This is a genomic window from Nonomuraea composti (assembly GCF_012034275.1).
Classification (GTDB): Bacteria; Actinomycetota; Actinomycetes; order Streptosporangiales; family Streptosporangiaceae; genus Nonomuraea; species Nonomuraea composti.
In genome coordinates this window covers 47744-63834 of sequence record NZ_JAATEP010000053.1, presented here as the reverse complement: position 1 = coordinate 63834, position 16091 = coordinate 47744, and the positions used below count along the sequence as shown (strand labels likewise).

Below are 16091 nucleotides of genomic sequence, written 5' to 3'. Positions count from 1 at the left end.
ACGCTGAGGCGAGCCTGCCCGAGCAGGTAATTCGTCAGCCCCACAGCGGCTGCGAGATGCTTCATACGTCGACCGTAGGGAGCGTCTGGCTCAGGGATATAGTCCAGATACATGGAAGATGAATGGTCCAGATGGGGGTTGGATCTCCATCTTCACCTCCGGCGAGGCGACAGCCAGGGGCTGCGGGCCGGGCTCGAAGGTGCGCTGCGCGATGCCGTGCGAAGCGGCCGGCTTCCGTCGGGAACACGGTTGCCCTCGTCCCGGTCGCTGGCTCGTGATCTCGGGGTCGCCCGCGGCACCGTCACCCAGGCCCTGGACCAGCTTGTCGCCGAGGGGTACCTGGAGTCGAAGCCCAGGTCGGGCATTCGTGTGGCTCCACGGCCGGCAGCCTCGGTCGCAGAGGCCCCGAAGCCGGAACACCTCACCCTGCCGCCCGTACGGGGGTTCGACCTGAGGTCGGGATTCCCCGACCTGGCCGCCTTCCCGCGCCAGGAGTGGCTCGCCGCCACCCGGCATGTGATGCAGCACGCGCCCAACAGCGCGCTGGGCTACCGGGACCGGGCAGGCGCCATGGAACTGCGCGAGGCCCTGGCCGAATACCTCGCAAGGGTCCGCGGTGTCGCCACCACACCCGGCCACATCGTCGTTTGCGCCGGCTTTGCTCATGCGCTCCGGTTGGTGTGCCAGATTCTCCATCACCACAGCACTTCGCCGGGCTCGATCGCCTTCGAAGATCCCGCCGAGCCCGACTATCCCGCCATGGTCGAACAGACGGGACTACAGGCGCGCCGCATCCCCGTCGACCGGGACGGGCTGATCGTCGATGAGCTCACCAACGAGTCCGCCGTCGTCGTCACCCCCGCCCACCAGTACCCGCTCGGCGTGACACTCAGTCCCGTCCGGCGCGTCGGCCTGGTGTCCTGGGCCAGGCGAACGGGCGGGTTCATCGTGGAGGACGACTACGACGGCGAGTTCCGTTACGACCGCCAGCCGGTGGGAGCGCTTCAGGGGATGGCTCCCGACCGGGTCTTGTATGTGGGCACCGCCAGCAAGATCCTCGCTCCCGGTTTGCGGCTGGCCTGGCTCGTCCTGCCCACCGGCCTCCTCACCTCGCTGTGGGAGGTCACGCGCCAGGACGAGTCCTACGTCAGCGTCATCGACCAGCTCGTCTTCGCCCGATTCCTGCAAACCGGTGCCCTTGACCGCCACGTACGCCGCTGCCGGACCCGCTACCGTCGGCGCCGGGACCTGCTCGGCGAAGCCGTCGCCGGGCAACTGCCACATGCACGGCTCTCCGGCATCGCCGCTGGCCTGCACGCGGTACTCCGCCTTTCCCCAGGTTCGGACCAGGAGTCCGCACTGCTGGACTACCTGGCCGGACGAGGCATCCATGTCGAAGGTATCTCGCCCTTCTACCGCCAGCCGGCACAGGCACCCCTCGCCCTCGTCATCGGCTATGCGACCCCGGCCGATCACGCCTACAGCGGCGCTGTCAGCGCACTCATCACCGCCTTGCGGGAGCGCAGCAGGCGGCTGCCCGCGGCCAGGACCAGACAGCCTTAGCCGATCCTCTGGTCCCCGGCGGATCATCCTGCAGCGGGCCGCATCGCCGGCGGTCACCTCCGAGAGCAGCCGCATGACCCGATCGGGCCGAGGGATCGTTTCAGCGGGACGTGTGCCCACTCCTGACCAGCTTGTGCCGCCCCGCCGCGGCAACGACTGCGCGGACGGATGCGTCAAGCACGGATCGGCGCCCGACCGCGCCTGCGCCCCTCATCCGTCACCGACGCCGAAGAACGCACCCGCCGCACCGTCATGCGACGCCCGGCTCGCCGCATCCCGTGACCTCACCGGCGAAGTCCACGCCGCCTGCGCCGAACTCGTCGAAGAGGATGCCGGCCACCGGCTGCGGATGCGCGGCGTCGGCGTCATCACCGCCGACCGAAGCGGGATGTCCGGCCCCGGCTCCGGCCGCTGCCGCAACAAGGAAGCCATCGCCGCCATGGCCGACGTCCGCGCAGGCCGCTTGACAAAGCTGGAAGCGTCCTGCGGATCAGGAGGAGTTCTGCGGTCCGCCCCAGGGGTTCAGATCTCCAGGGACACCAGAGCGCCCTCGACGCCGTCGCACATGCGCTGCACCTGAACCAGAACTGGCTCCCGCGCGGTGGAGCGCCCGGTGAGCATGCGATCCAGCAGCCCTACCAGCCGAGCCGGGAAGAGGACCCGACTGCTTGATCCCGCTGATGTCGAAGCGGGCCTGGGGGTCGTCGGCGATGTCCGCCTTCGCGGGGTCCCAGATGGCGCTGGTCTGGAGCAGATCGGGCTTGCTCGCCGATACCCGATCTCATCAGCGGCAGGTCTCGGGTGAGCTGGCTGAGCGTCACGCCGGCGGCCGACATGATGAGGCCGGCCTTCAGCACCAGCTTCCAGTGGTTCTTGATCACGCTGGACAACGACAGGTGGAGCCGTCCCACGGTGCCGATCGCCTGCGCCTCGGCCGCAGGACCGGCCGGCGTGGGCCGCACCACGACGACGTACGCCGCCAGCGTCGCCAGGAGGCCGGCAAGGACGACGCAGAACATGGCCAGCATGTGGAAAGCCGCCGCCGAGCACTTGAGCGTGTTCCCGCAGCCGGTCCTGTTGTTCTCCAGGGTCTGCAGGTGGCCGTCGAATTCGGCGACCTGTCGAGGAATGAGTCGTAGGCGCGTCCCTGCCAATCACCGGACTCGCCGATCTGCCGGGTGAGTCGCTGCAGTTCGTTGCGCACGTCGGTCATGGAAGGCGGACGGCGGCGGCGCTCAGGGAGGAACGAGGCGGTGTGAAGCTTGGGGGATCCGCAGCTCCAGATCACCGGCGGTGGTGGTCGGCGTCCGAGGCCGGTGGCCGTTGCGCTGCGCATGGCGGTCCGGGGTCGCCGTGGTCGGCTCGGCTTCGATGAGGGCTTGGTAGATGGTCTGGGCGGAATGCCGGATGCGCTCGCTCGCCTCGGAGTTCTTCAGCACCGAAAGAACCTCTAACAGGGCAAACTTGTCCAGGGCCATCGCGTTGTTTCTCCTCTGCGTGTCACTTGGCGGTTTCACGCAGAGACCCGCGCGATGGCCCTCGGACGTTGGAGGCGACACGCCGCTCGAGGCCGGATCTACACCAGTCGACGGGACGTAACCCCCGGTGTGTTGGTGTTCGGCACCCGCGTAGCGGGTGCGACGAACCTTGTCAGGCGCCGGCTGTCAGATAGGGGTTGACGATCGGCTTGGTTCCGAGCCACACGCCGTCAGGGAAGCCTGCCGCGCCGCAGCGTTCCCTCGCGTCGGCCAGGGTCTGCGAGTTCTCGTAGGTGCGCGCGGCTTCCTCCGTTTCGGCCTCCAGGACCACTATCACCGTGTGGTCGTGGTAGGCGTCGACGAAGGTGCCGGCCACTGTGAGGCCGTGCTCGCGGCGGGCCGCGTCGAGTTCGGGCTGGTAGAACCACTTGGCCCAGCGGTCGATGTCGAAGACTCGCTGCTTGATGAGCATGGTGCCCATGTCTGTGACTCCTAAAACGAAGATTTGTTTTATTTAGCTTGCTGCGGCACGGATCGACTTGTCAAGAGGACGAACATTCGTTTTACTTTGACCATGCCCCGCGTCTCCGCCGAACATCTCGAGGCCCGCCGCCGCCAGATCATGGCCGCCGTCCGGCGGTGCGTCGGCCGCAAGGGCTTCGACTCCGTATCTGTCCAGGATGTTTTGGACGAGAGTGGATTGTCCGCCGGGGCTGTCTACCGCTACTTCTCCAGTAGGGAGGAACTCGTCATCGCGGTGGCCGACGACATCCTCAGCAGCGTGCGCCTCACCTTCGAGCAGTCGTTGGCCCGGCGCCCGTTGCCGCCGTTGTCGGACCTTGTGGCCGAGGTGTTCACTCAGGAGTCCCCGATGGACGCCACGCCGGAGTCGAGCCGGCTCATGCTGCGTTTCTGGGCCGCGGCCGCAGACCAGGAAGCCCTCGGCAAGCGACTGGCCGACATGCTCGCCGAGGTCCGCGTCCTGTTTGCCGACATCGTCCGCACCTATCAGGAGCACGGGGAGATCGCCCGCGATGCCGATCCCATTGCCGTCGCCGACGTTCTGATCGGCGCCGTACACGGCTTCATAGTCCGTTCTGCCTTCACCGAGGACGCCTCGGTAGATGCCCTACGCCACGGCCTGCGGGCGCTGGCCGGATAACACCCGCCCCATCAGCGAGGCGGCAGACCGTCCATGGCGCCAGACCCTGACGAAAGACGAGCCGGCAGTCAGGGGATGCGCGTGACATCCGGCAGCGATTAGAGGCGCGGCGATCCCGTCCACGGGACCGTAGTGCGTGAAGGCGGCGACGGGGAGGGCTTCCTGCCGCCGATCCGGGCATGGAGCGCCCGTGCGCTGTAGTCGGCGGCGGCCCGCCGCATCCTCGAGCGTCGTGTCGCCGACACCCGCGCTGCGCGATGACGGCGGTAGCCCGTGATCGCCCGCTCCGCGACGTGTGACCGCGGTGCGGCTTGAGCACCGAGGGCGTACAAGGCAGCGTCGAACTGTCTGCGGCTGCCGACCGGCAGAGCAGAGTCGAATGAGACACTGCCGCCAAGGCGGCCGATCTCCTCCAGACTCATGGCCGCCAGAGGGCCCGCGCCTGCCTCTTCAGCGAGGCTGAGCAGCGCCGCGCACTCTTCTCCGTCATCACCATGAAATGACACTTGATATTGATACAACCTCGCATCGCATGTCATGCTTGTCATGCAAGCGTAGGCCAACAGTCGATGGCCTGCAGTTGTAGGCAGCATGTGGCCTCTCGGAAGGGCAGGGGAATGAGCGACTCTGACGGGCGCGAGCCCGGGTATGACGCCGACGTGCTCATCGTGGGGGCGGGCCCGGTGGGGCTCATGGCCGCTCATGAACTGGCGCGGCACGGCGTCTCCGTCCGCGTGGTGGAGAAGACGGATGAACGGTCCCCCTTGTCGAAGGCGTTGGTCATCCACGCCCGCACCCTGGAGATACTGGACTTCGCAGGACTCGTGGACGAGTTCCTCCGCCGGGGATATCCCGCCCCGGGCATCGCGATCGGGCTGCGCCGTTCGGGCAAGCCGCTCCCGGTGAACCTCCAAGGCCTGGATACCCGCTACCCCTTCATGCTCGTCCTGCCGCAGCGGCAGACAGAGCAGATCCTGCTCGAAGCACTCCAGGACCGAGGTGTGCGGGTCGAGCAAGGAGCGGAACTCGTCGCCGTCGAGCAGTCCGACGACGACGTGAGAGCCACGGTGAGCGTGGACGGGCGGGAAGAGACCATCAGGGCCCGGTACCTGCTGGGCTGCGATGATTCGCACAGTGCCGTGCGGCACCTGGCGGGGCTGCGCTTCGACGGCGAGCAGCTGGAGAGTCTGGTGCTGATCGGAGATGTGAAGGCCGACACCGAGTTCGTACGCTCGCGCATCACGAACTACACCTCGCCGCGTGGCTTCGTCTCGGTGCTGCCGTTTCTTGGTGAATACGTGCGGGTCTTCGCCATCGACTTCACCCGGCAGGATTTCCGTCGCGACGACACCCTGAGCCTGGAGGAGCTCCAGGACACCGTTGACGCCATCGCCCCCCTTCCCATCAGGTTGAGCGATCCCCGCTGGCTCACGCGTTACGTCGCCCACAGCCGGCAGGTCAACACGACGCGCATGGGCCGGGTCTTCCTCGCAGGGGACTCCGCGCACGCCCACAGCCCGGCGGCGGGGCAGGGCATGAACACCGGTCTGCAGGACGCCGCCAACCTGAGCTGGAAGCTGGCCATGGTGCTGCGCGGGCAGGCTCCCCAGACGCTCCTGGACACCTACGACGAGGAGCGGCGGCCGATCCACGAGAGCGTCAGGCACGGGACCGACCTGATGTTCCGGGCATTCGCCCTGCGTAACCCCCTGCTCAAGCTCGCCCGCAACGCCGCGGCACGCTGCCTGATTCCGCGCTCACCGGTGCAGCGCCGGCTGGCCTCCAGCATCTCCGGCATCATGTTCGGCTATCGGCATACCCGGCTGGCGCGAGCCGGCAGGAGCGGCAACGGGTCGCTCGGCGTAGGCGACCGGATGCCCGACGCCGACCTGTGGATGGCGGGCCGGTCCTCACTGCGGCTGCACGAGCTGCTGCGCAGCAGTGGTTACACGCTCCTGATGATCGCTGCTGCGGACCACCTGGCCGACGACCGCGAGCAGATCGTGGCGTTTCTGAGGAAGACCCAAAAGATGTACGGAGCCGCCGTACGCCCCTATCTCGTACTCGATGAGGGGGTGCTGGACCCGGAGGAGATCGGCGTCCCGGTGCTCATCGACGTCAAGGGCCAACTGGCCGACAGGCTACGCAGGGGTCATGGCACGGTGGTGCTGGTGCGGCCCGACGGTCACCTCGCAGCTGTCGAGCCCCGCGGGCATGCGCCGGGGAGGATGACGGACGTCCTGGCTCCGTGGCTCATCTCGCGCTCGGTCGTGAGCCCGGTAGGGCAGCGCTAGCGGCGATGCCATTGGCGATCTTCTACGTCGGAGCGACGAGGGTATGCAAGTGACCGGCCCGGCGGCGCTTGGGAGGCGTGGTGTTCGGCCGGTCGCTCAGGCGGATCGGGTTGCAGAAAACCCGGACCGGTTCGCCATGCGCGACACCGTGCACGCGGTGCCAGAGGCACTCGTCCAGTGTGGAGTTGCGGCCGTAGCGAAACAGGCGCTGGCCCATCGCCACGACGTCTCCTTCCCCAGTATCGGCGGGACCAGCTCGGGCAGGGCGACGTCAGCCCAGTCAACCCGCGCCTGAATGTCCTCAGGGTTCTCCAACGCAGCCTCGTGAACATCCGCGGCCAGTTCTGCCCAGATCGCGCCCTCGCTCAGGCCCTCGTACCGCCCTCCGGGCTCCGGCAGGCCACCGGCGGCTTGTGGGCCCCCGGTGAGCCGCCCACGATCCGGTGCGAACGTAGAAAGACACAGCGGCATCGAGCTCCGACACAGTGCTGCACACCTCGATGTGCTCCCAGCCGCCGCCACCTTGCCAGAACGCACCCTCGAACATGGAGAAGCTCTGCATGCCGGCCTCCCGGTCGAGCAGGTGAACACCGGGATCCTAGCGATCCTTGCCGGCAGCCCGGCCGCGTGCGGCGCCTGTCCACTCTCGTGACGCTGACTGGCCAGGCGCCGCGACGTCATGGCGTCGATCACGTCCGGGCTGGTGCGAGGGTGACAGGTGAAGCGAGGATGTGGCGGATGGCTGCATCGATGAAGGCGGCGTCCACGGGATTGGCGCCACCACCCGTGAGGTGGCCCCAGATGCCGGGGATCACGCGTACCTCGCCGTGAGGGATGTGGCGAACGGCGCGCATCTCGTCCTCCGGCGGGAAGTACAGGTCCTTCTCGGCGGGCAGGGCCAGGACCTTGGCCCGGATGGAGCCGAGAGCACGTTCGATGTCGCCTTCCAGGCCGGGCGTGGTCGAGACGTCGGCGTCCTGCCACGTGCGCAGCATCGCGAGGAGATCGTTGGCATCCTGGTCGATGAAGTTGCTCTCCCAGAAGCCGGTCAGGAACTCCTCCAACGATGCGAACCCCAACTGCCGATACGTCTCCTCCCAGTAGAAGGCCTGGGAGAACCCCCATCCGGCGTATACCCGGGCGAACGCCCTGATTCCGCCCAGCGGTTGGGACCGGTAGCGTCCCCCCTCGTAGGCGGCGTCCAAGGTGAGAGTGGCACGCAGGCTCTCGATGAAGACGGCGTTGTGCGGTGAGGTCCTGGGTGCCCCGCAGAAGGGAAGGGCTCGCTCCACCATGTCGGGATGGCTCACCGCCCATTGGTACGTCTGCAGCGCGCCCATGGAGCACCCGAGCACCAGTGCCAGCCGTTCGATGCCGAAGTGCTCGGTGATCAGGTGATGCTGGGCGCGGACGTTGTCGCGGATCGTCACCGAGGGAAAACTGGACCGGTCGTGAGGCGCCGGCGTGTTGGACGGCGACGAGGAGAGCCCGTTGCCGAACAAGTTCGGCACGATGATGAAGTACGTGCGCGGGTCGAGCGCTTTGCCAGGGCCGATGAGCCATTCGTTGGAGGTGTGGTCGCCGGCGAACCAGGTGGGAAAGAGCACGGCGTTCGTCCGCGCGCTGTTCAGCTCGCCATAGGTCTTGTACGCCAGCCGCGCCGGGTCGAGGACGGCGCCGGACTCGAGCTCGAAGGCCGGCAGTTCGATGATGTCATGCATGGTTTCCTCCCGATGGGGTGCACAGAGCGGCGATGTGGGAAAGGTGCTGTTCGTGTCCGGGCCGGCAGACGAGCTGGAGTCCGACAGGCAGGTCGTCCACGCTTCCCGTGGGAATGCTCAGCGCCGGCAGGCCCAGCAGGTTCCACGGGCTGGTCAGGGAGAGCAGAGCGTCACGCACGGCCACGGACGTGCCGCCCACGTGGAGCTGTCTGCGGCCGAGGTGCGGGGCGATGATGGGCACGGTCGGCAGCGCGAGCACCTGATGGTGCTCGAACAGCGTGTCGAGGGTGCCGGCGAGCCTGGTTCTGACCTTCAGGGCGCGTTCATACCGCCAGGGGGGAACCTCGGCTGCGGCGCGCAGGCGTTGCAGCACCTCACGGTCGAACAGATGAGGGCGTTCGGCCATACGCTCTGCGTGGACGATCACCGCCTCACGGCTCTGAATGGCGATGAACGCCTCCTTCGCATCACGGACGTCGGCCGGCGGCAGCCGGCGCTCGGCGACGGGTCCGGTCGCGAACTCCAGCATCTGGCGTGCCGTTCGGACCACGCGGGGATCGCAGGCGAAGAGGATGGTGGGATCGAGCCAGGCGATGCGGGGCAGGCTGCCCTCTGCCGGTGTGGTGAGGGAGGTGTCGTCGTTGGCGCTGCGCGCCGAAAGAGCCTGGTAGGCGATGAGGCAGTCCTGGCCACGTCCTGCGAGCACGCCGAGGTGGTCCAGGGTGCGCGCCAGGGGGAAGACTCCGTCCAACGAGATCGTGCCGTACGCGGGTTTGAAGCCGGCGATCCCGCACAGCGCGGCAGGGATGCGCGATGAACCGCCGGTGTCTGTCCCGAGCGCGAACGGCACCATGCCCGCGGCCACGGCCACCGCGCTGCCTCCGCTGGAGCCGCCCGACATCCGGGTGGCGTCGCGCGGGTTGAGCGACGGGCCGGCGGCCGAGCGGTCGCCCGTCGGGCCGTAGGCGAATTCGTGCGTGGTGGTCTTGCCGACGATGACCGCTCCGGCCTGACGCAGGCGTCTGACACAGTCGGCGTCCGCGTCGGCGACATGTCCCGTGAAATGGTGTGAGCCCATGGTCGCGGGCAGGCCCGCGACCATGATGACGTCCTTGACCGCGGACGGAAGACCGTGCAGCGGCCCCCGGTCGATGCCGCGGGCCAGGTCGCGGTCGGCCTGCTCCGCCGCGGCCAGCGCGCCTGCCGCATCCACGGTGACGAAGGCGTTGAACAGGGGGTTCAGGGCCGCGATCGCATCGAGGGCGTGTCCGACGAGCTCCACCGACGTGACGCGTCCCGCGCGCAGGTCGTTCGCGAGCTCGGAGATGGTGCGGCCGGCGAAGTGCCCGGGGTGGCCGAGGCGCACCCGCTCTTCAACGCCGGTCCCGGCGGGTGTCGGCATCAGATCCTTCCTGGTCATGAGGGGAAGCCGGGGATCAGATCGAGGAGAGGGATGAGCGCCGCCGTGCACACGGCCATCGCCGCGGTGTAGGCGACCATCGGCTGGACGTCGTCAGGTAGTCGCCGGGCCAGCGCCGCCGCGAGCGGGGGAGCGACGGCGGCGCCGATCACGGCTCCGGCCACGATCGACGGCACCGTGCCGCCGAAGGTCAGCACGGTGGCCGGTGCCACCGAGACGATCGGCACGAACGTCGGGTACCAGCCGTGAGATGCCCACCGTCTGCTCCACAGCAGTACCCCACAGGCCGCGGTCAGCAGTTGCGCCAGGAGCAACTGCGGGAGCAGTCCGCTGCCGTACGCGGGTGCGGCAGGGTTGAGCAGGAAGTGCAGGACACAGCCGAGCAGCAGGAACGCTCCCGCCCATTCGTTGCCGTAGAAGTGTGCTTCGGTGAAGTCCGCGAGCATGCGTCGCACGACCCAGAAGGGCCCGTACCGGGCAGGTGGTCCGTCCGGATGGGACGCTCGCGTCACGCGCGGCGGAGGCAGCCAGGGCAAGCGCCGGCACAGCCAGAAGGCGGCCAGCCCGCCCAGGGACATGGCCAGGGTGCTTCCGGCCACGGGCGAGACGCCGAGCGGGCGGCACACCAGGTTCACCAAGATCAGCGCGAGGGGCGTGACCAGCAGCACGCCGAGGATGGCGCCGGTCACCGCGACACGCCAGCCAGGTCCGTAAATGATCACCAGGGCGGGTGGGAGCGAGACCACCGGGGCAAAGGTGGGCTGCCAGTCGTGCAGGGTCCAGCCCCACAGCAGATTGCTGGCCAGCAGACCCATGCCGGCCGCCGCCAGGACCCATGGCCAGAGCTCACCCGTGCCGCAGGCCATGGCGAAGCCTTGCCACCGCCGGCCACGGCGCCGGGCGACATGAGCCAGCGCCGCCCCGGCGATCATGAGCAGGCCGCCGAGGAACGACTTCGCCAAGGTCGCCTCAGTGATGTCGCCGAGAATCCAGTACGCGTACCAGCTCGGATCGGAGTAGCGCAGCCCCCAGGAGGAATAACCCGGCAGCAGAGAAGGCAGCGCGGGCTGTAGCGCTGTGAGCCAGCCGGCGAACAGGGTCGCCGCGCCGACCACCGCGGCGGCAGCGATCACGTGTCGCGCGCCCAGGTGGGCTCGTGCGGTCGTGATGGCCATCAGCGCGGCATCGCCGGGCCCAGCGTGTAGCCGAGCATCGGGTCGTACAGGTCGGCTCGCCGGTCGCGAACCAGATCGTTGAGCTGGTTCCAGATCGGCGCGCTGCGCGCGGAGACGATGTCGATGTCGGCCATCAGGATGGTCTCCTCCTCGGCGCCTGCCACGCGGCCGATCGGCCAGCCGTTGGTGCCGGCGATGAGGGAGCAGCCCAGGAACCGCGCGCCGCGGTCTGTGCCGACCCGGTTGGCGGCGGCGATGAAGACGTTGTTCACGTGCGCGGCGGTCATGGTCAGGTACGCGGCCATGCAGCGACCGGCCTCGTCGAAGATCGGTGGGGGCGTCCAGACCCAGTTGTTGACGCTGCAGATGATGTCGGCTCCCTGCTGCGCCAGGAGCCTGGGTACCTCGGGGAACCAGATGTCCCAGCAGATCAGCAGCCCGATACGGCCGATCGAGGTCTCGAAGACCGGGAAGCCGACGTCGCCGGGGGTGAACCACAGCTTCTCCCGGTTCCACAGGTGGGCTTTGCGGTAGTGGCCGATGTAGCCGTCGGGCCCTACCAGGACGGCGGTGTCGTAGAGCCGCATCCCGTCGCGTTCGGCGAGACCACCGACGAGGTGGACCCCATGCTCGCGGCTGAAGGACTCCCATGCCTTCACCGTCGCCCCGTCCGGAACTCCTTCGGCGTGCTCGTATGCCTCGGAGCGGTCGCGGAAGCTGTACCCGGTGGTCGCCAGTTCCGGCAGCACGATGAGTGTCGCCCCGTCCTGGACCGCGCGGGTGGCGAGTGAAAGGGCGCGTTCAGCATTGGCCTTGTGGTTGTCCAGGCCCACTTGAGGGTCGAACTGGACCACCGCCACTCGGGCGGGGCTGGCTGGAGGGTCCGTCGCATCGGTCATTTTCAGGTTCCTTCCCTAACCCAAACGTTTGGGCCAAACGTTTGGGTTAGCATGGACCTCGTTCTCGCGTGCCGTCAAGAGGACGCTAGCGTTGGCAAGTGATCGGAAAGCGAGGCTTCGTGGCTGAGTCCAAAGCGCGCCAGGTAACCCTGCGCTCCATCGCCGACCAGCTCGGACTGCACGTCTCCACGGTCTCCCGCGTCCTGAACGGGCGCGCCGACGACGGCGCCCGGGCGGCCTCAGGGGACACCGCCACACGCATCCGCCGCCTGGCCCAGGAGCTGGGATACCAGCCCGACCCGCATGGCAGCGGCCTGCGGACAGGGCGCAGCAAGCTCGTGGGAGTCCTGGTGCCACGGTTGTCCGACCTCGTGCTGGCGATGATTTACGAGGGCATCGACGAGGCGGCCGGAGAGCTCGGGCTGACCACCATCACCGCCAACAGCCGCGACGATGACAAGACGCGGCGGGTGCGTACCAAGATGTTGCTCGCCCGCAGGGTGGAGGGACTGATCTTCGGCGACGCCAGCCTGGACAGTGGGTTCCTTGACGAGCTGGCCGCGGACGGCGGGAAGTTCGTCCTGGTCAACCGGCGTGCCGGAGAGCACCCCTCGGTCACCGCCGACGACCTGCTGGGCGGACGGCTGGCCGCCGAGCACCTGCTCGGCTTGGGCCACACCGACGTGGCGGTGATCGCGGGGGAGCCCTACGCGAGCACGGGGGCTGACCGCACCGCCGGCTTCGTCGGCCTCTACCGAGATCGTGGCCTGCCCGCGCCACGGGTGGTGCACTCGCCGTTCGACACCGCCGGAGGACGCCTGGCCGCCGAGCGGCTGCTCGCCGACCCGAACCGGCCGACCGCGATCTTCGCGGTCAACGACTTCGCGGCCATCGGCGCCATGGGCGCGGCACGCGACCATGGCCTCACCGTGGGAACCGACATCTCGATCATGGGCTACAACGACACACCGCTGGCTGCTGAGCTGCCCGTCCCGCTCACAAGCGTCTCCGTGCCCATGCGCGATATGGGACGCAGAGCCCTGCAGATGCTGACCCGGCTCCTGTTCGGAGGGGAGGTGCGATCGGAGCGTCTGCCTCCGGTCCTCGCCGCCCGAGCCTCCACAGCCAGAAGCCGCCCGGCAGCCCTATGACGGGAAGGTGCCCTCGCGCAACGGCCGGCCACGAGCGGCAGGCACCGTTGCTGGTCGCAGGCCTACGCGCACAGCGCTCACGGCTGCCCTTGCGTCGCTCGTGCGGCCGCGTCGTGGGAGGACGAGGCTCCGGGTACAGGTTCTTCTTGGTCGTTGGGCCCGTACCGGAGGGCCTCTTCACTTGTTCGGCTCTGACACGCCGTTGATAGCACCTCGAGACAGGCCCTCACAGCAAGACGCCGGCAGCCATGGCCCGAACAGCGCAGTGCCCGTCGGCGAGCAGCACGACCGCGGTGGCGGCGAGGGCCGTCACCCTCGCCGCCACTCCCCTCATCACCCGCCGGTGCGGAAAGGACACGCCGATGGCCTTGGGCAGCGTGACCTGCTCGTCCGCCGCAGCGGACGCGTCCGGCGGATCGGGCGCTCCGGGAAGCGCCGGGGCAGGCGCCGTTCGCACCACGTTCTCGGCGAGCCCGTCATCCATCCGTCGTCCATCCGTCATCGTCGTCTTGCCGCTTCCGGCGAGACAAGGTTAGAGGTGGGGTCGCGCGGCCGAATCCGTCATGTGACTGGTTGACCCTGACCGCAGTCGTATCGGTAGCAGGCCGTTGACGGGGCGATCGAAGATCAAGTACGCTCCCCGGCCCAGCGGCGCGGCAGCGCGTGGGCTGGTTCGCAACGGAGCGGAGTAACGTCGATGTCCCTGTACCGTCGGCCGGCTGACGTCCGGGTGCTCCTGGTCGAGGCCGCGGAGGTGGATGACTGGGACCGCCTGCTGTCCGGTGCCGCCGAGGTCTGCCTCGCAGCGCTGCGCCGCAGCCCGCGAATCCCCGAAGGCCTGCTGGGGAGCTCGCTGGCGGCGGGCGAGCCCGCCTTTGTCGACGCTCTGCTCGCCAATGAGCACGTCGGTCCCGGCATGCTCGACTGGATCGCCGGGGTGCTGGGAGCGGGCGACGTCAGGCCGTACATCCGGTCGTTGCTGGCCCACCCGCACCTGTCCAGCCGCGCCGATGTGCGGGAGAGGCTGGTTGCGACCGGCGATCCCGGTGTCGCCGACGGGGCGCACGCCACCGGGGTCGGGGGATGGAGCTGGCGGTTGCGCCGCGAGGTATTGGCCGCCGCCGGCCCTGCCGAGGCCGTCCGCCAGGCGTGCTCGATCCTTCAGGATGGCGCGCGACCCGCCTCCGACCAGCTCTACGCCCTGCTGCTTCTGCACGAGCATGGACGGCTGGGCGAGGTGCCCGCCGAGCGGCTGCGTCCCGAGGTCGCCGAGGTGCTCGCCGGCGGTGATGTCGCCGCGTTGCGCGGGGCCGCGGAGCGAGCCATGGGCACTGACGGCCTGATCGCGGAGTTACGCGAGCCGGCGCCGGGCGGGCGGGCTCAGTACGCCGCCGCCATCGCCCGGCGCGAACGACCGGATTGGACGGCGCTGCTCGCCGCCGCAGGCACGAAAACGCGAGGCCAGGGCGGGAAGCCGGTCGGCAAGGACGCCGCCGCGGCACTGGCGGCGCATCCGGACTGCCCCCGGGAGTTGCGCGACCTGCTCTACTTCCGGCATCCGGCGGCGGTCGCCGAGCACGCGGCCCGCCTCGACCTGGGTCTGGTGACGGCGGAGTGCGTCGAACGCAGCCGTCCCAAAGCCGTGAAGATCCTCGTGAGGCGGGGGCTGGGCCGGGGTATCGGCGGCGCCGCCCTGGCCACCGAGGCGAGCGCGGCCGTGCCGGTGCTGGAGGCGATGCGGGTCCGGCCCGGGCAGGACGCCGCGGCGGCCCGCGAGTGGGACGCGTTCACCAAGGTGCTGTCCGGCCTGGTGGAAGAGCATCTGGGCGACGAGGTCCGGGCCTGGCGGGCGGCGCGTGCCCTGCTGGGCGACTTCACCGGCACCATTCCCGAGCTGCTCGTCGCGGCGGCGTCCGCGCCGCTGGACGGGGAGTGGCCCGATGCGGCCGGGCACCCGGCCACGTCGGCGCCGTCGTCGCTGGCCGGCGCCCGGGCCGCGTTCGTGACGATGCTGGAGGCCGCGCCCGACGCCGCCCACGCCGCGCTGCTGCCGCATCTCGACGCGCGCACCCTGCACGACCTCTACCGCTTCTGCGCCTGGCGTCCGGCATGGCCGGAGCAGGCGGTGGCCACCGCTGCAGCCGCCGGCGACACCCAGGCAGATCAGGCTGCGGCCGCCGTCCTGGCGCCGGCGCGGATCCTGGCCGGGCGCCCCCATCTGCGGACGGACGCGATCGACAGGCTCCTGGACGCCGACGACCCCGAGACGCTCGTCACGCTGTTCTGGCACGCCGCCGCGACCGATGACCAGCGCGCCCGCATCTGGTCATCCGTCGCCGCGGAATCGTTGTTCACCTGCCACGACCGGACATCGGACCTGCCCGCGCACCTGGACAGCTGGCGGCACCACGACCTGTTCGCCTGCCCCGACGCCGCGATCTTCCGGCTGATGCTGAAGCGGGTGTTCGTCCTCGGGCAGGTGCCCCAGCTGGAGCTGTTCCTGCATGTGTGGCGCACGTGGGGGCCGGAGGAGGTCGCGGCGATGCTCGACCGCCCGCCCGTCACGTACTCGACCTATCATCGCTCGCGCGAGCAGGTGCGCGAGCTGCTGGCCCGGCCCGATCGCGCGGCGGCGCGCGCCGAGCTGGAGGCGCTGGTGGCCGAGGGCACCAGCGCCCAGGGGCAGATCGCGATGTGGCGCTCCCGCCGGGACCGCGCCGCCCTGATGGCGGAGAGCCATCGCTGGCACTGGCCGGAGCTGCTGGCCGAGCACCGGCGCGAGCCGTTCGACGACGACCTCGTCGCCGTGCTGCCCCGGGCGTCCGGCTGCCCCCGCGAGTTCCTCGACGAGGCCCGCACGGTGCTGCCGAGCTGGCAGCACCAGGGATACCGCCTGCTGATGGCGGGCACGCCGGCGGAGCAGGTGCTGGCCGGGATCAGCCCCAGCGACACCGACACCGCCGGGCGTCCCTGGCTGACCATCGCCGTTCAGCACGGGCGCCTCACCTGGGAACAGGTCCTCGAACACAGCCGGCCCGCGCGCAGGGTGCTCGAAAGGCTCATCCTGGACGACGCCGGCCGTGAACCGCTGGCCGCGCTCATGCGCGACACTCTCAAGGGCAGCCCGGATGCCTGGCTCCTGGCGGTGAGCATGCTGCCGGACTTCACCGGAACGGTGTCCGAGCTGCTGCGCACGGCCGGGCTGGCAGCAGGCTGAGCGGTGTTTGT

The 16091-nt window shown here is 69.4% G+C and carries 13 protein-coding genes and 1 pseudogene; 5 read left to right on the top strand and 9 right to left on the bottom strand.

The window, feature by feature from the left end; translation table 11 throughout:
* Positions 1 to 111 precede the first annotated feature (111 nt).
* Entirely contained in the window at positions 112 to 1563 is a 1452-nt protein-coding gene (gene pdxR / locus HCN51_RS46060; RefSeq protein ID WP_168018248.1) for a MocR-like pyridoxine biosynthesis transcription factor PdxR, read from the top strand.
* Between the two features lie 635 nt (positions 1564 to 2198).
* Here the strand turns inward: pdxR and HCN51_RS46055 are convergent.
* The 3 genes and pseudogenes from HCN51_RS46055 to HCN51_RS46045 form a co-directional block, all read right to left on the bottom strand.
* Positions 2199 to 2717 carry a hypothetical protein gene (locus HCN51_RS46055; RefSeq protein ID WP_168018247.1) on the bottom strand — a complete coding sequence of 173 codons (519 nt, stop codon included), beginning with the start codon at positions 2715 to 2717 and terminating at the stop codon, positions 2199 to 2201.
* A gap of 68 nt (positions 2718 to 2785) precedes the next feature.
* Positions 2786 to 3041, bottom strand: a pseudogene (locus tag HCN51_RS46050) (transposase); the annotation flags it as partial.
* A gap of 172 nt (positions 3042 to 3213) precedes the next feature.
* The gene (locus HCN51_RS46045) at positions 3214 to 3522 is read right to left on the bottom strand and encodes a hypothetical protein (protein ID WP_168018245.1); all 309 of its coding nucleotides are present in this window, start codon (positions 3520 to 3522) and stop codon (positions 3214 to 3216) included.
* Positions 3523 to 3615: 93 nt separating this feature from the next.
* On the opposite strand from HCN51_RS46045, the gene HCN51_RS46040 reads away from it, so the two are divergent.
* Positions 3616 to 4203 (top strand): TetR/AcrR family transcriptional regulator, encoded by a 588-nt coding sequence (locus tag HCN51_RS46040; RefSeq protein ID WP_168018244.1) that lies wholly within the window; start codon positions 3616 to 3618, stop codon positions 4201 to 4203.
* Positions 4204 to 4820: 617 nt separating this feature from the next.
* Positions 4821 to 6497, top strand: a complete 1677-nt coding sequence (locus tag HCN51_RS46035; protein ID WP_168018243.1) for an FAD-dependent oxidoreductase — start codon at positions 4821 to 4823, stop codon at positions 6495 to 6497.
* Positions 6498 to 6519: 22 nt separating this feature from the next.
* On the opposite strand, the gene HCN51_RS46030 is transcribed toward HCN51_RS46035, so the two are convergent.
* The 5 genes from HCN51_RS46030 to HCN51_RS46010 all read right to left on the bottom strand — a co-directional run bounded on the left by HCN51_RS46030 (position 6520) and on the right by HCN51_RS46010 (position 11712).
* A complete protein-coding gene (locus HCN51_RS46030; protein WP_168018242.1) occupies positions 6520 to 6720 on the bottom strand; it encodes a hypothetical protein in 201 nt (66 codons plus the stop codon).
* 466 nt (positions 6721 to 7186) lie between these two features.
* Positions 7187 to 8218, bottom strand: coding sequence for an alpha/beta fold hydrolase (locus HCN51_RS46025; RefSeq protein ID WP_168018241.1), 1032 nt, complete (start codon positions 8216 to 8218; stop codon positions 7187 to 7189).
* Positions 8211 to 9638 carry an amidase gene (locus HCN51_RS46020; protein ID WP_240973936.1) on the bottom strand — a complete coding sequence of 476 codons (1428 nt, stop codon included), beginning with the start codon at positions 9636 to 9638 and terminating at the stop codon, positions 8211 to 8213. Before HCN51_RS46020 ends, HCN51_RS46025 begins: the two co-directional genes overlap by 8 nt.
* Positions 9635 to 10813: a hypothetical protein gene (locus HCN51_RS46015; RefSeq protein ID WP_168018240.1), complete on the bottom strand. Its 1179-nt coding sequence runs from the start codon at positions 10811 to 10813 to the stop codon at positions 9635 to 9637. Before HCN51_RS46015 ends, HCN51_RS46020 begins: the two co-directional genes overlap by 4 nt.
* Positions 10813 to 11712, bottom strand: a complete 900-nt coding sequence (locus HCN51_RS46010; protein ID WP_168018239.1) for a nitrilase family protein — start codon at positions 11710 to 11712, stop codon at positions 10813 to 10815. The genes HCN51_RS46015 and HCN51_RS46010 overlap by 1 nt, the downstream gene beginning before the upstream one ends.
* A 119-nt stretch (positions 11713 to 11831) precedes the next feature.
* Between HCN51_RS46010 and HCN51_RS46005 the strand changes: the two genes are divergently transcribed.
* Positions 11832 to 12863: a substrate-binding domain-containing protein gene (locus HCN51_RS46005; protein ID WP_168018238.1), complete on the top strand. Its 1032-nt coding sequence runs from the start codon at positions 11832 to 11834 to the stop codon at positions 12861 to 12863.
* A 226-nt stretch (positions 12864 to 13089) separates the two neighbouring features.
* Here the strand turns inward: HCN51_RS46005 and HCN51_RS46000 are convergent, their stop codons facing one another.
* Positions 13090 to 13347 (bottom strand): hypothetical protein, encoded by a 258-nt coding sequence (locus tag HCN51_RS46000; protein ID WP_168018237.1) that lies wholly within the window; start codon positions 13345 to 13347, stop codon positions 13090 to 13092.
* 213 nt (positions 13348 to 13560) lie between these two features.
* On the opposite strand from HCN51_RS46000, the gene HCN51_RS45995 reads away from it, so the two are divergent.
* The gene (locus HCN51_RS45995) at positions 13561 to 16080 is read left to right on the top strand and encodes a hypothetical protein (RefSeq protein ID WP_168018236.1); all 2520 of its coding nucleotides are present in this window, start codon (positions 13561 to 13563) and stop codon (positions 16078 to 16080) included.
* Positions 16081 to 16091: the final 11 nt, after the last annotated feature.

Bases quoted from the DNA above. Each gene is read 5' to 3' on its own strand.
- HCN51_RS45995 (WP_168018236.1), top strand. From the start codon at position 13,561: ATGTCCCTGTACCGTCGGCCGGCTGACGTCCGGGTGCTCCTGGTCGAG.
- HCN51_RS46035 (WP_168018243.1), top strand. From the start codon at position 4,821: ATGAGCGACTCTGACGGGCGCGAGCCCGGGTATGACGCCGACGTGCTC.
- pdxR (WP_168018248.1), top strand. From the start codon at position 112: ATGGAAGATGAATGGTCCAGATGGGGGTTGGATCTCCATCTTCACCTC.
- HCN51_RS46040 (WP_168018244.1), top strand. From the start codon at position 3,616: ATGCCCCGCGTCTCCGCCGAACATCTCGAGGCCCGCCGCCGCCAGATC.
- HCN51_RS46020 (WP_240973936.1), bottom strand. From the start codon at position 9,638: ATGACCAGGAAGGATCTGATGCCGACACCCGCCGGGACCGGCGTTGAA.
- HCN51_RS46045 (WP_168018245.1), bottom strand. From the start codon at position 3,522: ATGGGCACCATGCTCATCAAGCAGCGAGTCTTCGACATCGACCGCTGG.
- HCN51_RS46010 (WP_168018239.1), bottom strand. From the start codon at position 11,712: ATGACCGATGCGACGGACCCTCCAGCCAGCCCCGCCCGAGTGGCGGTG.
- HCN51_RS46015 (WP_168018240.1), bottom strand. From the start codon at position 10,813: ATGGCCATCACGACCGCACGAGCCCACCTGGGCGCGCGACACGTGATC.
- HCN51_RS46000 (WP_168018237.1), bottom strand. From the start codon at position 13,347: ATGGATGACGGGCTCGCCGAGAACGTGGTGCGAACGGCGCCTGCCCCG.
- HCN51_RS46025 (WP_168018241.1), bottom strand. From the start codon at position 8,218: ATGCATGACATCATCGAACTGCCGGCCTTCGAGCTCGAGTCCGGCGCC.